This is a genomic window from Agrobacterium sp. SORGH_AS_0440 (assembly GCF_031453135.1).
Taxonomy (GTDB): Bacteria; Pseudomonadota; Alphaproteobacteria; order Rhizobiales; family Rhizobiaceae; genus Agrobacterium; species Agrobacterium pusense.
This window is the reverse complement of the sequence record NZ_JAVIYR010000002.1, coordinates 1348781-1364944: the sequence shown is the minus strand read 5'-3', so window position 1 is coordinate 1364944 and position 16164 is coordinate 1348781. Positions and strand designations below refer to the sequence as shown.

Below are 16164 nucleotides of genomic sequence, written 5' to 3'. Positions count from 1 at the left end.
GTGACGACAAAGTGGCGCAGCAAGAGGAGCGTGCCGCAAGAGGAGGATGAAATGTCTGTCATGCAGTCGAGAATCATTCATCTGCCTATCGAGAAGCCGTGGAGTCACGTCTATGACTTCGTTTCCGATCCGAACAACATGGCTCGCTGGGCTGCCGGACTGGCAGGTGGCCTCAGGCCGGATGGCGAAGACTGGATCGCCGAAGGCGGACCACTCGGCGAGGTCAGGGTGAATTTTGCGCCAGCAAACGAATTCGGGGTCGTGGATCACGTCGTCACCTTGCCCGATGGCCTGAAGGTCTATAACGCGCTCAGGGTGACCCCGAACGGCAGTGGCGCCGAGGTCAGTTTCACGCTGCTTCGTCTTGAGGGGATGACGGACGAGGATTTCAACGGGGATGCGAGGGCTGTCACAGCCGATCTCGAAGCCTTGAAGGCGCTGCTCGAAGAGACGTGATGGAGTAAATGATGACGGAAAATGGCAACGACCGGCGAATCGACTATGTCGAATTCAACGTGAGCGATATTGAGCGCAGCAAAGCCTTTTACGGCGGCGCTTTCGGCTGGTCTTTCAAGGATTACGGTCCGCAATATTGCGAATTTTCCGACGGCCGTCTGACCGGCGGTTTTACCACCACGGCGCCGGTTTCCGCGAAGGGTGGACCGCTGGTTATTCTCTATGCGGCCGATATCGACGATGCCCAGCGGCAGGTGGTGGCGGCGGGTGGCGAGATAAGCGTCGCAATCTTCGCCTTTCCCGGCGGACGCCGGTTCCATTTTACCGATCCCGATGGATATGAACTGGCGGTCTGGTCTGCGGCGTAAGACGTTTCGGCAAACGTCAATTCTCGGCTTTGCGCGGAAGAATGACTTGGAATAAGGGGCGGCCGGGAGCGCTCAGCGTTCCCAGTCCTCCCGCTCGCGTGTGGTCGTCTTCCCGAGCTTGCGTTCCAGCTCTGCGGCCTGCGCTTCGGAAAGGCGAACATCGAGGGCAACCGAACCATCCTCGTGATCTTCCCGCCCGTCGACGATGGAATTGCTGTAGACCCAGGAAATCAGCGGCAATTGTTCAACGGACAGGACCACGGTCGTCTCCGTCAGAACACCGGAGAGGCGTTTCGAAATCTCGTCCATCAGGGCATCGACGCCCTCGCCGGTGATCGCAGAGACAGCACGAATATTGGCGCTGCCTTCGGCTCTTTGCATGATGGCGTCGTGGGCTTCCGGATCGAGGCGGTCAACCTTGTTCCAGACCTCGATGATACGGTGCTCGGCTTCCTTTTCGTCAATTCCGAGATCGCCGAGAATACGCAGCACATCCGCCGACTGCGCGGCATTGTCCGGATCGGACATATCGCGGACATGCAGGATGAGATCGGCTTCCAGCACTTCTTCCAGCGTCGCACGGAAAGCCGCGACCAGATGTGTCGGCAGATCCGAAATGAAGCCGACCGTATCGGACAGGATCACCGTGCGGCCGTGCGGCAGTTTCATGCGCCGCAATGTCGGATCGAGTGTGGCGAACAGCATGTCCTCGGCCAGAACGCCCGCACCGGTAATGCGGTTGAACAGCGTCGACTTGCCGGCATTTGTATACCCGACCAGCGCCACGATCGGATGCGGCACCTTGCGGCGCTTGGCGCGATGAAGCTGGCGGGTTCGCACCACCTGCTCCAGTTCCCGCTCGAGCTTGACGATGCGTTCCTGAAGCAGGCGCCGGTCAGCCTCGATCTGCGTTTCACCGGGGCCGCCCATGAAGCCTGCGCCACCGCGCTGGCGTTCAAGGTGGGTCCAGCTTCGAACGAGGCGACCCTTCTGATAGTTCAGATGCGCAAGATCGACCTGCAGCGTACCCTCCTTGGTGGAGGCTCGGCGCCCGAAGATTTCCAGGATCAGGCCCGTTCGGTCGATAACCTTGGCATTCCAATGCTTTTCGAGATTGCGCTGCTGTACCGGCGTCAGCGGATGGTCGACAATGACCAGGCCGGAATTGGTTTCATCCAGAAGATGACCGATTTCCTCGATCTTGCCGGTGCCGAACAATGTCGCCGGGCGTGGCTGGTTGACCGCGACGATGAGCCCCTGGGTCACCTCGAGATCGATGGCGAGCGCCAGCCCCTTCGCTTCCTCAAGCTTCGCCTCGACCGAGCGGCCAGCAGCGGCGGGCGTAGCAGCCGTGTCGCGGGTGTCGCGCTGCTTCAGGACCGGCACAAGAACCACGGCGCGCATGTCGTCGCGGTGTCTTTCCTGCTCGGGAATGATCGATTCGTTCGAGGTGTCGCGGGTCGAAATGGCAGTCCTCATCGGGAAAGGCGGTTGGAATTCGTCCGCGCCGGCGCGGACGTCAATAGGAAGCAACCGCCCAGCGGCAAATAAGTTCCCGGTGCGGTTGGTTCCATTAAGACGAGAAGGTCAGGACGCCTCGCGTGCAGCGCCTTCTTCGTTTTCGAACATCTGCATCGGCTGACCCGGCATGATGGTCGAAATAGCGTGCTTGTAGACAAGCTGTGCGTGATCGTCGCGACGCAGAAGCTCGCAGAAATTGTCGAAAGCCGTGACCACGCCCGTGAGCTTGACACCGTTGATCAGGAAGATCGTCAGCGCAATGTTCTTCTTGCGAACCGTGCTGAGGAACAGGTCCTGAAGGTTCTGCGAGCGGTCCGGACCTTCTTCGATTTCGAGTTCCAGCGGCTGTCCGGGCATGATGGTCGAGATCGCATGCTTGTAAACCAGCTGCGAATGACCGTCCCGGCGCAGCAGAACGCAGAAATTATCGAAGGACGTTATCACGCCCGTGAGCTTCACACCGTTGATCAGGAAGATCGTCAGTGAAATCTTTTTCTTGCGTACGGTGTTGAGGAAAAGATCTTGAAGGTTTTGAGAACGTTCCGCCATGGCGCCGCTTCTTTCTTTTTTGCCGGCAGGGATACCGGAAAATAATCAATCAATAATAAGCCGGCCAAATCTCGTCCCCCGTTTGGCCGACCTCAAACTCTGGTATCAAATCGTGTCTTGTTCGGCAACGGCGAAAACAGTCGAATGGGTACGAGTATTGACCCGTTTTCTGCCGTCGAAACAGTCAGAAATATTGTATCGAAACGCGGAAAAGCTGTTCCACGTCCCGCACCGCGTCGGCGGAGGCGAACAGTACGACACGGTCTTTCGCCTTGATCTTGGTGCTCCCGTCCGGCCGGATGACCACGCCATCGCGATATATCGCGCCGATACGGACGCCTTCGGGCATTTCAACGTCACGAAAGGACTGACCGACGAGCGGTGACGTTTCCAGCGCCTCCGCCTCGATCACCTCTGCCGAACCGCGCTGCACGGCATAGACGGAGCGAATACGACCCTTGCGCACATGCTGGAGAACGCGGGAGATGGTGACCGCCCTCGGATTGATATAGGCGTCAAGTCCGAGCGAGTCGGCAACCTCGTGAAAGGAGGAACTGTTCAAAAGCGCGAGGTTCGACTTGCAGCCGAGTTGCTTGGCCATGACCGCAGCCAGGATATTGGTCTGGTCGTTATTGGTAAGTGTGACGATCAGGTCCGCGTCCTGAATGTCGGCCTGCATGAGAATTTTCTGGTCCAGCGCTGAACCATGCATGACGATGGTGTGGCTGAGCTGTTCCGATGCGGCAACCGCCCTGTCGCGATCCGCTTCGATAATCTTCACCCGCGTCTTTGGCTGCAACTCCTCGATCTTGCTGGCAACGAAGTGGCCGATATTGCCCGCGCCCGCAATAACGATGCGCTGCGCCTCCTGCTCTTCGTGACCGAACAGGCTGAGCGTGCGGCGGGCGTGTTGCCGCTGGCAGATGACGTAGGCAAGGTCGCCGACCCGCAATTGTTCGGAAGAATGCGCCACCTTGAGGAAACCATCCCGGTAGACACCCACAACCGTCGCGATAAGGTCTGGAAAGAGGCTGGAGAGTTGCTGCAACGGCGTGTTGATGACCGGGCAGTCCTCCATACATTCGATGGCCAGCATGTAGACCGTGTCGTCCGCGAAACGCACCACGTCGGTCGCGCCCGGAAAGGCGATGCGCCGCAACACCATCTTGCCGACTTCAACTTCCGGCGAGATCGTCACGTCGATGGACATGTTTTCGCGGCTGAAGAGATCGGCATATTCAGGCTTAAGATAGCTCTGGTCGCGGATGCGGGCGATCTTGGTCGGCACGCTGAACAAGGCATGCGCAACCTCGCAGGCGACGATGTTGATTTCGTCATGCAGCGTCACGGCGATGATCATGTCCGCCTGGTCCGCTCCGGCCTTGGCCAGCATGTCCGGATGCGCGCCATGGCCGACGTAACCGCGGACATCAAGCGTCTCTGTGATGGCGGTTATCAAGGACGCGGCAGTATCGATGACGGATACTTCGTTGTCCTCGCGCGACAATTGTTCGGCGATGCCGTAACCCACCTGCCCTGCGCCGCAAATGATGACTCTCATGCTGTCTCTCTGACGGATAATCGGTTACGGCGACCTGGCCCTGGCCCCTTATACGCCGAGAGATTTCAGTTTGCGATGCAGTGCAGAGCGTTCCATGCCGACAAATTCCGCCGTTCGCGAAATATTGCCCCCGAATCGGTTGATCTGCGCCACCAGATAGTCTCGCTCGAACATTTCGCGAGCTTCGCGCAACGGCAGCGTCATGATGTGCTGATCGCCCTGAGCCGATATCTTCGGCAGCATGTCGCCGATATCGGACGGCAGCATGTCAGCAGAGATCGGGGCTTCACCGCCTTCGGGACGCGCCAGTATCATCAACCGCTCGATATTGTTGCGAAGCTGTCGGATGTTGCCCGGCCAGTCATGGGTCTGAAGAACGGCCATTGCGTCGTCGCCGATCTTGCGCGGGCGGATGCCAGCCTGTTCGGAAATCTGCCGCATGAACATGTCGACGAGGAAGGGAATATCCTCGCGTCGCTCGGAAAGCGCCGGTACCTTCACCGGCACGACGGCGAGACGGTGGTAGAGATCCTCGCGGAACTGGCCCTCAGCGATCAGGCTTTCGAGGTGATGAGCCGTCGACGAAATGATGCGCACATCCACCTTCACCCGCTTGCCGCCGCCCACACGCTCGAATTGCTGGTCGACAAGCACGCGGAGGATCTTGTTCTGGGTCTCGCGGGGCATCTCGCCCACTTCGTCGAGATAAAGAACGCCACGATGGGCTTCTTCCAGTGCGCCCACCTTCCGGGGCTGTCCAGGCAGGCCTTCGGTGCCGAAGAGTGCAATCTCCATGCGATCCGGCGTGATCGTCGCGGCGTTAAGGGCAACAAAGGGACCTGTCGCCCGAGACGACTTTTTGTGGATCATCCGCGCCACGAGTTCCTTGCCGGAACCTGACGGGCCGAGAATCATGATTCGGCTGTTGGTGGGCGCGACCCGGTCGATGGTCTGGCGCAGCTGCGATACCGCAAGTGACGCACCGACAAGTTCAACCGCATCCCCCGTGCGCTTCTTGAGCTCCTGAACCTCGCGCTTCAGCTTGGAGTTTTCCAGCGCGCGTTCGGCAATGAGAATCAGACGGTCCGCCTTGAACGGCTTTTCGATGAAGTCGAAGGCGCCGCGCTTGATGGCGTTGACGGCGGTTTCGATATTACCGTGACCCGAGATCATCACGACCGGAATTTCGGGATGGCGGCTCTTGATCTCATCGAGCAGCGCCAGACCGTCGAGCTTCGAACCCTGCATCCAGATGTCGAGAAAGATCAGGCGCGGCACGCGTTCCGAAATGGCGGCCAGCGCGCTGTCGCTGTCGAACGCCATACGCGTTTCATGCCCCTCATCGGAGAGAATGCCCGCCACGATTTCGCGAATGTCCGCCTCGTCATCCACGACCAGAATATCAGACGCCATATGCTGCTTCCTTGTTATTTTCGCCGCCGACCGCCTCGATATAGGGCAGCAGCACTCTGATCATGGCGCCGTGGCCATGATCGAACTCCGGCGGGGCATCATGGAGTTCCAGATACCCGCCATGCTCTTCGATGATCTTCTTGACGATGGCGAGGCCAAGGCCCGTGCCCTTATCCCTCATCGTCATATAGGGTTCGAGAATGCGGTGGCGATTTTCCACCGGCAGACCGCGGCCATTGTCAATGATGTCGGCCACAAAACGCGAGTTGGTCTCGTCGAAGGACGCGCGAACGAGGATTTTGCCCGGCCGCTTTTCGCCTTCCACCGCTTCGATGGCTTCCGTCGCATTCTTGATGAGGTTGCCAAAGGCCTGCCCCAGCATGCGGGCATCGAACATGCCCTCCAGCGGGGTGTCGCCCAGCTCCGTCGTGAACTTGGTGTCAGCGGCGCTGATTTCCCGGAGAAACGCTGCGTCCTTCAGGATCGCCCTCAGGTCCGACTTTTCCTTCGTTGGCTTCGGCATACGCGCAAAAGCGGAGAATTCATCTACCATGCGGCCGATATCGCCGACCTGCCGGACGATGGTGTCCGTACACTGGTCGAAGACGGCGCGGTCGCTTTCGTCGATCTGCTTGCCGAAACGGCGCTTGATGCGCTCGGCGGAAAGCTGGATCGGCGTCAGCGGGTTCTTGATTTCGTGCGCGATACGCCGCGCGACATCCGACCACGCCGTCGAGCGTTGCGCGATGACGAGATCGGTGATGTCGTCGAGCGTGATGACGTAGCTGTCACGGCTGTCGCGGGCGTCTTCGCGCGTTACCTGTACATTCAGCGTTCGTTCCTTGCCACGCCGCATAATGTTGATCTGCTTGCGGAAGTTGCCGCGCGACCAGCTGTTGGCCTCGTTGACGACCTGTTCGATCTCAGGCGCGATCTCGGAGAGTTGTGCGCCAATGAGCTGTTCCGACGTTTGTGCGAGGAACTCTTCGCCCGACGGATTGACGATGGTTATCCTGCGGTTTTCGTCAACGCCGATAACCGCGGCGGTCACGCCTGACAGCACGGCCTCGATGAAACGGCGGCGATCATCGATGTCGTCCTTGGCCTCGATGATCTGCTCCTGCTGGCTGCGCAGTTCCGACACCATCTTGTTGAAGGTGCGGGACAGGCGCCCGACGTCGCCATCGACAGCGCGAACTGGAACGAGGACATGCATGTTGCCGGTGGCAACGCTGTCTGCGGCGCTGATGAGAAGGCGGATCGGCCGCACGATACGGTCGGCCACCGCAATGGCCGTCCAGATTGCCGCGAGCAGCACGATCAGCGCAAAACCGAGATAGAGAATTGCGAAGGCGATCTGCAGCGGGGCGCGGCCCGCCTCCATGGCCTTGTATTCGGCGCGGTTCTCTTCCATCAACCGCATCGCGCCCATCACCTTGGGATCGACCGCACGCACCGTATAAAGGAATGTGCCGCTGATGCCTTCGAGCTTGATGATGGCGCCTACGAGGTTGGTAATACCGGGCGGGATCAGCGTCGGCTGGCCGGCGGCCGCCTTTTCGAGCGCGTCATGCGGTATCGCGGGAAGCGGCTTTTCCGTCTTGATGTCGGCCTGGGCGACGGCGTCGCCATCCTCCTGCACGAGAAACGCACCAAGAAGGCCGCGCCCTTTCGCCTGGCGGGTCATAAGATCAACGAATCCGGTGCGGTCGAGATAAAAAAGAGCGCGGTTGCGGTCGAGGTCGGTCGCCATCGACAGGGTCTGCCCCTGGAGGTAACCGGCATTCTCCATCATGTATGCCTGGGCGATATTACTTGATGAATCGACGATCGACTGGGTGCGCAGCGAAAACCAGCGATCGAGACCGACATTCAGCGTCAGGCTGGCGAAGATGGCGACGAGCACTGCGGGCGTGATCGCCACGATGGAGAAAAGGACGACAATGCGCACGTGCAGACGCGCCGCCGCCCTGCCCTTTTTGCGCGCTTTCAGCAGCCGGTTGATTTCGCGACCGATCAGGAAGATCAGGCCGATCACGAAGATCGAGTTGATGACGACGGAAGCGATGACCACATTCGATGTCGGCGCGATTGGCGTAACGCCCAGCAGAACGAAAAGCGTGATGATGGCGCACACGAGGGCCACGCCGGCGAGCACCAGCCCCGGCAGAGCGAAAGACATCCTGCGATCGGCGACCACCATGCCCGCTGCTTCGTCGGCAACGGCGTTTTCGGCGGCGGGTTTCCGCATGCACTACTCCCAATCGCTGGCCAGCCAGCGCCACAGTCATGAAGTCAGGCGAGGTTCGCACATGTGGGGCGAATCCCTGTCCTTCCTAGTGTTTTCCAAGCAACACAATGTGGCGAAAATGCAACGACAAATGCGGCCTTGTCAACATTCTCAGCTGGGGCGGGAGCTGCGATAGACGGAAACACCCAGCTCGCGGATTTTCTTGCGCAGGGTATTTCGGTTCAGACCGAGAAGATCGGCAGCCTTGATCTGGTTGCCGCGCGTGGCAGTCAACGCAGCCAGAATCAGCGGATACTCCAGTTCGCGCAGCACGCGGTCATAAAGGCCGGGCGGCGGAAGGCCATCGCCGAAGCTGGCGAAATAGTCCCGCATGTTCTCCTCGACCGCCTGCGAGATGGTGAGTGAACCGGTGCGGACCGCCATCTTGTCAAGCGGGCTGTCGGGAACATCCGATTGCAGTTCCTGCTCGATGATCTCGCGGGTGATGACTTCCTGCGGATAAAGCGCCATCAGGCGGCGGATCAGGTTTTCCAGTTCGCGCACGTTGCCCGGCCAGGCATAGGCCTTCATGACTTCAAGAGCTTCGGTCTCGAAACGCTTGCCTTCCAGGCCTTCCTTCTCGCCCGTCTGGATGAAATGGCGAACCAGATCGGGAATATCCTCGGCGCGGTCCCGCAGAGGTGGCAGGCGCAACGGCACCACGTTCAGGCGATAATAGAGGTCCTCGCGGAACAGGCCCTGATTGATCGACTGCTTCAGATCCTTGTTGGTTGCCGCGACGATACGGACATCGGTACGGATCGGCGTGCGTCCGCCGACCGTCGTATATTCACCCTGCTGCAATACGCGCAGCAGGCGCGTCTGGGCGTCCATCGGCATGTCGCCGATTTCATCGAGGAAGAGCGTGCCGCCCTCGGCCTGTTCGAAACGCCCGGTGGAGCGGTTCTGAGCGCCGGTAAAGGCACCCTTTTCATGGCCGAAGAGTTCGGATTCGATGAGATCGCGCGGGATGGCCGCCATATTGATGGCAACGAACGGACCGTTGCGGCGTTTGCCGTAATCATGCAGCGCGCGGGCCACCAGTTCCTTACCCGTACCGGATTCACCCGTGATCATCAGCGTCAGGTCGGTCTGCATCAGGCGGGCGAGAACCCGGTAGATTTCCTGCATTGCGGCGGAGCGACCGACGAGCGGCATGCCGTCCTGCATGTCGTCGTCCAGCTTCGCCGGCTTGCGCTTGGGCTCCGATAAAGCCCGGCCAATGATGGCGATCAGTTCTGTCAGGTCGAAGGGCTTGGGCAGGTAATCGTAGGCACCCTTTTCCGAGGCCTTGATGGCGGTCATGAAGGTGTTCTGAGCGCTCATGACAAGAACGGGAAGGTCCGGACGGGCTTTCTTGATGCGCGGCAGAAGGTCGAAGGCGTTTTCATCGGGCATGACGACATCGGTGACGACAAGGTCGCCCTCACCTGCCGAAACCCAGCGCCAGAGCGTTGCAGCATTGGAGGTGATGCGCACGTCATAACCGGCGCGGCTCAGCGCCTGGTTGAGCACCGTGCGGATTGCGGCATCATCATCGGCGACGAGGATCGTAGCTGTCATTGGTCATTCCCTGTCGTGTTCGGCAAAGTGCTGTCGTCGAGCGCCACTTCCGGCGAGACGGGCATCAATACGCGGAAAGTCGTGCGGTGGTTCTGGCTGTCGCATTCGACAATGCCGCCATGGGCGCCGATCAGCTTGGCGACAAGCGCCAGACCGAGGCCCGAACCATTCGTCTTGGTGGTGATGAACGGATCGAAAAGATGCGGCAAGAGATCGGCGGGTACGCCCGGGCCATTGTCATGCACGCAGAATTCCAGCGGAAGCGAGATGCGCTCCCGGCTGCCGGCAACCGATAGTCGGATCCCGGGACGATAGGCGGTCGTCAGCACGATCTCGCCATCCGACTGATTGGCCACCGCTTCGGCCGCATTCTTGACCAGGTTGAGGAAGACCTGCACCAGCTGGTCGCGGTTTGCGTAGACCGGCGGCAGCGACGGGTCGTAATTCTCCGATATCTTGATGTTACGGGCGAAACCGGCCTTGGCGATCGCCTTTACATGATCGAGAACCGAATGGATGTTGACCGGCACGCGATCCACCGGCCGCTCGTCGGAAAACACCTCCATGCGGTCGACCAGCGAAACGATGCGATCCGTCTCGTCACAGATCAGCCGGGTCAGCGCCCGGTCCTCATCCGCGACCGAGGTCTCCAGAAGCTGGGCCGCGCCGCGAATGCCCGAGAGAGGGTTCTTGATCTCATGCGCGAGCATGGAGGCAAGGCCGGTGACGGAGCGGGCAGCAGCGCGATGGGTCAGCTGCCGGTCGATCTTGTCGGCCATAGACCGTTCCTGAAAGACGACGACGACCGATCCAGGCTCGCTGACGACGGGCGCGACATAAAGATCGACCAGCTTGTCCTGGCCGAGACGCGGCGAGCTCAGATCAACGCGATATTCATTGACCGGCGCGCGGCGCTCCCGCACCTGATCGATCAGGGCAAGCAGCGGGCTGCCGAAGGGGATGAAAGTGGAAACCCTATAGCGCGCGAGGTGGGAGGCGCTGGCGCCGAAAAAGGCTTCGGCTTCCCAGTTGGCGAAGGCGATAAAACCTTCGGCATCCACCAGAATGACGGGATTCTGCACCGCGTTCAGAACCGCCATGGCGAGCGGGTTCGCATCTGCGGGGCTGTGTTTATCAGCGCTCATGCGGCCTTCCTTGCGGCATCTTCGCCCGCATTTTCGCAAAGGGCGGAACGCAGCAGGTCTGCCACCTCCCCCGTCTCGCGCGATGTCATGATTTTTGCCTTGTCAGTCGTGGCGATACCTGGCGCGAAACGGTCGAGATACCAGCCGAGATGTTTGCGGGCATGCCGGAGGCCGGCTTCCCTTCCGTAAAATTCCAGCATCATCTCATAATGTTCGACGGCGATGGCGGGGATATCCTCTCGATGCGGCGCTGCATGTCCCGCGAGCACCGCCGGCAACCACGGCTGCCCCTGCGCGCCGCGACCGACCATGACGGCGTCCGCACCCGACCGCCGCAGGATTTCGCGAGCATCTTCCGCCGTCTCGATGTCACCATTGGCGATCAGCGGCACGGAAATCACCTCACGCACGGCGCGGATGGCATCCCAATCCGCCCGCCCCTCGTAAAACTGCATGCGGGTGCGACCGTGAATGGTAATAAGGCGAACGCCTGCTGCTTCGGCGCGCCGAGCTATATCAGGTGCGTTAATGCTGTTTTCATCCCAGCCGAGCCGCATCTTCAAGGTCACCGGCACATCGACCGCTTTGACAGTCGCCTCGATCAGCGAAAGCGCGTGATCGGGATCGCGCATCAGCGCCGAGCCTGAATAACCGCCCGTCACCTTCTTGGCAGGACAGCCCATATTGATATCGATGATACCGGCGCCATTGCCAGCGGCGATCTTCGCCGCCTCGGCCATGAAATGCGCCTCGCGCCCCGCAAGCTGCACCATGTGCGGAACCATGCCTGCATTTTTCAGCCGCGCCCAGGATTCCCCGCGATTGGCGACAAGCTCCCGGCTTGCCACCATTTCTGTCACCACGAGGCCCGCTCCGTAACGCCAGGCGAGCTGTCGGAAAGGCAGATCCGTCACGCCCGACATGGGCGCCAGCACAGCCCGATTACGGATCGTAACTGACCCGATGCTGAACGGTTCTGACAACTCCGGAAGGGCCAAATGATGATCTTTCATGCAGAAGGGTTATTTGCATTATTTTTAGACAGTGTTTGCGCAGTTGCCAAGCACTTTTAGAAGGTTGCACCTTTTATTTGCTGAGCGGCTGCCTGCCTGTTTTGCTGTCGGCGGCAAATTGTGCAGCTTCGAAGGCGCAGCAACGTCATGTCCTGCGCTTTGCGGGGCTGATGCCCGCCTTATCGGGCTGGCCATCCGGGTTTTGAAACGCTAGAGCATGACTGTCAACCACGAAGGGTTGCACGCAAAGCATACGACCAATGCAGGAACGTACTATGAAACTCGGCATCGTCATCGTGGCCGCGGGACGCGGGGAAAGAGCCGGCTCTCCCGAGGAGGGTCCGAAACAATATCGTCCGATCGGCGGCAAGGCGGTGATCGAGCACACTCTGTCGACGTTCCTCCAGTGGAAGAACGCTTCCCATATCGTCGTCGTGCACCATGCGGACGATACGGCGCTGCTCACTCCGGTTCTCCAGCGACTTGATGCCGGGGAGCGCGTCACCACGGTTATTGGCGGCGTGACACGGCAGCAGTCTGTTCTGGCAGGGCTGGAGGCGCTTTCCCGCCATGGCCTGAGCCACGTAATGATCCACGACGCGGTGCGGCCTTTCGTTTCCGTCGATATGCTTGAACGTATTGTCACCCTGCACCGGGAGGGTGCGGGCGGTGTTCTACCCGCCCTGCCCGTCACTGACACGCTGAAACGCGGCGCGGGCAATCGTGTCACCGACACGGTTTCGAGACAGGGCCTTTATGCCGCACAGACCCCACAGAGTTTCGACTATGACGACATCCTCGCCGCGCATCGCGCTGCTGCCGCCTCGGGAAAATCGGATTTTACCGATGACGCGTCGATTGCCGAATGGGCGGGTCTGGCAGTAACATTGACCGAAGGTTCGGTCGATAATGTGAAACTCACTCTCAAGCGGGATATCGCCATGGCCGATGAAAAGCTCTCTCATGCAATGCCGGACGTGCGCACCGGGAACGGCTACGACGTACACCAGCTGGAGGCCGGCGAAGGCGTGACGCTGTGCGGCATATTCATCGAGCATGATCAGAAGCTCAAAGGTCATTCGGATGCGGACGTTGCGCTGCATGCGCTGACGGATGCCTTGCTGGCGACCTGCGGCGCCGGCGACATCGGTGACCATTTCCCTCCTTCCGATCCGCAATGGAAAGGAGCTCCTTCCCGCATATTTCTGGAGCACGCGGCGAAAGTGGTGCGCGACAATGGCGGCACGATCATGAATGCCGATGTCTCGCTGATCGCCGAAGCGCCGCGCATCGGGCCGCATCGGCAGGCCATGCGGGAAGCGCTCTCCGACATGCTCGGCATCTCGCTGGAGCGTTGCTCGGTGAAGGCGACGACCAATGAAACCATCGGCTTCGTTGGTCGCAGGGAGGGGATTGCAGCAATCGCCACCGCCACGGTCGTTTACAGGGGCAGACCGCTATGAGCCTGTTTCCAGCGGATATTGAAGGGCTCGCACGGCAGATCATTGCTGATTTTGCAGCAGACGGTCTCATGGTCTCGACCGCGGAAAGCTGCACGGGCGGCCTGATCGCGGGTGCGTTGACGGAGATTTCGGGCTCCTCGGCGGTGGTCGACCGCGGTTTTGTCACCTATACGAACGAGGCCAAGATGGACATGCTTGGCGTTGGCGCTGAAACGCTGACGGGCTTTGGCGCGGTCTCGCGGCAAACCGCACTGCAGATGGCGCACGGCGCCCTGTTCCGGTCACGCGCCGATTTCGCGGTTGCCGTTACCGGCATTGCCGGTCCGGGGGGTGGATCCGCTGAAAAGCCGGTGGGTCTCGTTCATCTGGCCGCCAAGGCCCGTCACGGCCGGAGCCTGCATCAGGAAATGCATTATGGCGAGATCGGCCGCACGGACATCCGTCTTGCAACGGTCAGGACGGCGCTCGAGATGCTGATCGCCCTCCGTCAGGCGGGATTGGTGTAGATCTTGTCGGCGCGGGTCTCGAAAGCTTCTGCGAACATGCGGAAGGCACGGTCGAACATGGACCCCATGACTGCGCCCAAGAGGCGGTTCTTGAACTCGTATTCGATGAAGAAATGCACGTTGGAGCCGCCCTCGGCAGCATCGAAACGCCAGCGATTGTCGAGATATTTGAACGGCCCGTCGATATATTTGACGTCGATGGCCCGTTCCGCGGGATTGAGCAGAACCTGCGTGGTGAAGGTCTCGCGAATGGCCTTGTAACCCACGGTCATATCCGCCACCAGCAGCGTCTTGCCATCGCGCTCCTTGCGGGAGCGCACGGTAAGTGCTTCGCATAAGGGCAGGAACTGCGGATACTTCTCCACATCGGCGACGAGGTCGTACATGCGGTCCGGCGAGTGTTTTACAAAACGATGCGTTTCGAACTTGGGCATGAGCGGCAGTTAATCCTCGATGTGCAGAAGATCAAGAAGGCGGCGGAGTTGTTTTCGGCTTTTCAGCTGCCATACCGGCACATCCGGCCCATAGAGATCGAAATTCTGCTCGAAAAGTGGTGCGTGTCGCCGCTCGAAATTCCAGATGTAGCACAGGAATTCGCGGTCCAGTCGCTCAGGGCAGCCCTGCGCCATTTCCGGTCGCGCCTTGCCGTAGCCTTTCACGATTCGGCTGGTGGCACCCCAGAGACAGAGCCAGCGCGGCATGCGAACCCAGATCACGATATCGGTTCTCGGCAGACGCAGATCAAACGACGAGGGATTGCTGCCATCCATCAACCACCGCTCGCCCGCAACGAAGTCCGCGATCCTTTCACGCTGTTCCGCACGCGGGCGCAGTTGCCAGCCCGGCAGCCAGAAAATCTCCCGGTCCATCGAGATATATTCCAGTCCAAAGCGCCGCACGAGCTTGCGCGAGAGCGTGGACTTGCCACCGCCGGAACAGCCGACGATCATGATGCGTTGCGCGCCAGCGATGATGGCGGCCGCATCATCCGCCTTTTCGAGGTAGTTCGGCATATTCTGAGCCCCATTCGAGCGCTGCGCGCCCCTCTCCCATCTGGCGATTGCTTTCAATCGATATCCGGGTGGCGCATGGCAGTTACGGAAAATTGACTATTGCAACCCCTTGCGGGGGATTGCTATTTATTTGCGACTAATATTACACCCATTGGATGCAACGGCGCTGGAAGCTCCCTATTTCGCCCAGCCTATTCATCCTTGGGTTCAGACCCGATACATAACCGCTTTGAGCCACTGAGTGAGCCGATGGACGATTTTTCCAACATCATCAACCTTCTCGAATCCGCCAAACAGCTTGCATCGATGAACGGCATGCCTGTGCTCGCCTATCTGATCGACGTCGCCAAATGCGAGGCGAGAGAAAACAAGCCGGTTCTGCGCAAGCGCAAGCGCGGCGAATCGACCGCCAAGGAAGACTGTTAATTGCCGGCGCCTGGCCGACCGATAAAGCCGGCTGGCCCAATCTTCAAGACAATGTCATAATCACCAATGAAACCGGCCGCTTTTCCAGGCGGCCGTTTCTTTGCCCAATGGAAACGACAGCGTCATGACAGCCGCATCAGCCGACATCAGAACCTACAGACAGGAAAGACCGAAGGAGCGACATGCATTCGTTCAGATCGTTCTGCCGGTCTCGGGCTGCCTGCGTATCGATGTGGCAGGACGGCAAGATGAGTTGTCCATCGGGCGCGGCGTCTTTATCCACCGCGATCTTCCGCATACCCAGGAAGCCACGGCCATCAATCATTCGCTGGTGGTGGATATCGATGAATGCGTGATTCCCGAACAGACGCTTGAAAAATTCGCTCACGCGCCCTTTCTCGATATTGCGCCTGAGACACGTCAATTGATCGCCTATATGCACAGCGTGTTTGGAACGGATGGACGCCGCGACGATATTGCCGCCATTTGGGCGCCGCTGCTGGTTGACAGTCTTGCCAACAAGAAGGGCGATGTGCGCCAGCGCCTGCGAAAGCTGAGCGGGGTCGTGAGGGCCGAGCCCTTCTTTCCGTGGACGATCGAGATGCTGGCCTCTTGCATGACGCTCAGCGACAGCCGCCTGCATGCGCTGTTTCTTGAAGAATTCGGTCTTCCGCCGCATCGGTGGCTTTCCGGGTTGCGCATGGAGAAGGTATGCGCCCTGCTCAGCAACTCCGTCATGCCGATTTCCGAAATCGCGCTCAGCGCCGGTTTTTCCGACCAGACGGCGCTGACACGGGCCATGCGCCTTGCGGTGGGAGAGACCCCCGCCGCGTATCGCCGCCGCCACGGCATTCATTAGAACCGCTCACATTCGTCA

The 16164-nt window shown here is 59.9% G+C and carries 16 protein-coding genes; 6 read left to right on the top strand and 10 right to left on the bottom strand.

Translation table 11 applies throughout. The features are described 5' to 3' along the window. Positions 1 to 51 precede the first annotated feature (51 nt). On the top strand, positions 52 to 456 hold the full coding sequence (locus tag QE453_RS15965) for an SRPBCC family protein (protein WP_309777421.1): 405 nt from the start codon (positions 52 to 54) through the stop codon (positions 454 to 456). Between the two features lie 11 nt (positions 457 to 467). Then, positions 468 to 824, top strand: a complete 357-nt coding sequence (locus tag QE453_RS15960) for a VOC family protein (RefSeq protein WP_037089260.1) — start codon at positions 468 to 470, stop codon at positions 822 to 824. Between the two features lie 72 nt (positions 825 to 896). Here QE453_RS15960 and hflX read toward each other — a convergent pair whose 3' ends face one another. From hflX to dusB, 8 genes are all read right to left on the bottom strand, one after another. After that, positions 897 to 2303 (bottom strand): GTPase HflX, encoded by a 1407-nt coding sequence (gene hflX, locus QE453_RS15955; RefSeq protein WP_309777418.1) that lies wholly within the window; start codon positions 2301 to 2303, stop codon positions 897 to 899. Between the two features lie 108 nt (positions 2304 to 2411). Beyond that, entirely contained in the window at positions 2412 to 2894 is a 483-nt protein-coding gene (gene hfq / locus QE453_RS25290) for an RNA chaperone Hfq (RefSeq protein ID WP_004441666.1), read from the bottom strand. Positions 2895 to 3078: 184 nt separating this feature from the next. Continuing rightward, a complete protein-coding gene (trkA, locus tag QE453_RS15940) occupies positions 3079 to 4455 on the bottom strand; it encodes a Trk system potassium transporter TrkA (RefSeq protein ID WP_004441664.1) in 1377 nt (458 codons plus the stop codon). A 48-nt stretch (positions 4456 to 4503) separates the two neighbouring features. Then, the gene (locus tag QE453_RS15935) at positions 4504 to 5868 is read right to left on the bottom strand and encodes a sigma-54 dependent transcriptional regulator (RefSeq protein WP_004441661.1); all 1365 of its coding nucleotides are present in this window, start codon (positions 5866 to 5868) and stop codon (positions 4504 to 4506) included. Then, complete coding sequence (locus QE453_RS15930; protein WP_035208859.1) at positions 5858 to 8119, bottom strand: PAS domain-containing sensor histidine kinase; 2262 nt, start codon at positions 8117 to 8119, stop codon at positions 5858 to 5860. Before QE453_RS15930 ends, QE453_RS15935 begins: the two co-directional genes overlap by 11 nt. A gap of 150 nt (positions 8120 to 8269) precedes the next feature. Beyond that, complete coding sequence (ntrC, locus tag QE453_RS15925; RefSeq protein ID WP_004441656.1) at positions 8270 to 9721, bottom strand: nitrogen regulation protein NR(I); 1452 nt, start codon at positions 9719 to 9721, stop codon at positions 8270 to 8272. After that, positions 9718 to 10866: a nitrogen regulation protein NR(II) gene (locus QE453_RS15920; RefSeq protein ID WP_004441645.1), complete on the bottom strand. Its 1149-nt coding sequence runs from the start codon at positions 10864 to 10866 to the stop codon at positions 9718 to 9720. Before QE453_RS15920 ends, ntrC begins: the two co-directional genes overlap by 4 nt. Continuing rightward, on the bottom strand, positions 10863 to 11879 hold the full coding sequence (gene dusB, locus QE453_RS15915; RefSeq protein ID WP_207589169.1) for a tRNA dihydrouridine synthase DusB: 1017 nt from the start codon (positions 11877 to 11879) through the stop codon (positions 10863 to 10865). Before dusB ends, QE453_RS15920 begins: the two co-directional genes overlap by 4 nt. A gap of 275 nt (positions 11880 to 12154) precedes the next feature. Here dusB and QE453_RS15910 point away from each other — a divergent pair, with 275 nt between their 5' ends. Next, complete coding sequence (locus tag QE453_RS15910; protein ID WP_309778178.1) at positions 12155 to 13342, top strand: bifunctional 2-C-methyl-D-erythritol 4-phosphate cytidylyltransferase/2-C-methyl-D-erythritol 2,4-cyclodiphosphate synthase; 1188 nt, start codon at positions 12155 to 12157, stop codon at positions 13340 to 13342. Continuing rightward, on the top strand, positions 13339 to 13848 hold the full coding sequence (locus QE453_RS15905; RefSeq protein ID WP_004441636.1) for a CinA family protein: 510 nt from the start codon (positions 13339 to 13341) through the stop codon (positions 13846 to 13848). Before QE453_RS15910 ends, QE453_RS15905 begins: the two co-directional genes overlap by 4 nt. On the opposite strand, the gene QE453_RS15900 is transcribed toward QE453_RS15905, so the two are convergent. Together QE453_RS15900 and QE453_RS15895 are read right to left on the bottom strand one after the other, a co-directional pair. Further along, a complete protein-coding gene (locus QE453_RS15900) occupies positions 13830 to 14282 on the bottom strand; it encodes a type II toxin-antitoxin system RatA family toxin (RefSeq protein ID WP_004441633.1) in 453 nt (150 codons plus the stop codon). The genes QE453_RS15905 and QE453_RS15900 overlap by 19 nt on opposite strands. A gap of 9 nt (positions 14283 to 14291) precedes the next feature. Continuing rightward, the gene (locus QE453_RS15895; protein ID WP_107339701.1) at positions 14292 to 14861 is read right to left on the bottom strand and encodes an AAA family ATPase; all 570 of its coding nucleotides are present in this window, start codon (positions 14859 to 14861) and stop codon (positions 14292 to 14294) included. A gap of 249 nt (positions 14862 to 15110) precedes the next feature. Here QE453_RS15895 and QE453_RS15890 point away from each other — a divergent pair, with 249 nt between their 5' ends. Both QE453_RS15890 and QE453_RS15885 read left to right on the top strand, forming a co-directional pair. Continuing rightward, the gene (locus QE453_RS15890; RefSeq protein ID WP_003496171.1) at positions 15111 to 15287 is read left to right on the top strand and encodes a hypothetical protein; all 177 of its coding nucleotides are present in this window, start codon (positions 15111 to 15113) and stop codon (positions 15285 to 15287) included. Between the two features lie 124 nt (positions 15288 to 15411). Then, positions 15412 to 16146 (top strand): AraC family transcriptional regulator, encoded by a 735-nt coding sequence (locus QE453_RS15885; protein WP_309777414.1) that lies wholly within the window; start codon positions 15412 to 15414, stop codon positions 16144 to 16146. Positions 16147 to 16164 lie beyond the last annotated feature (18 nt).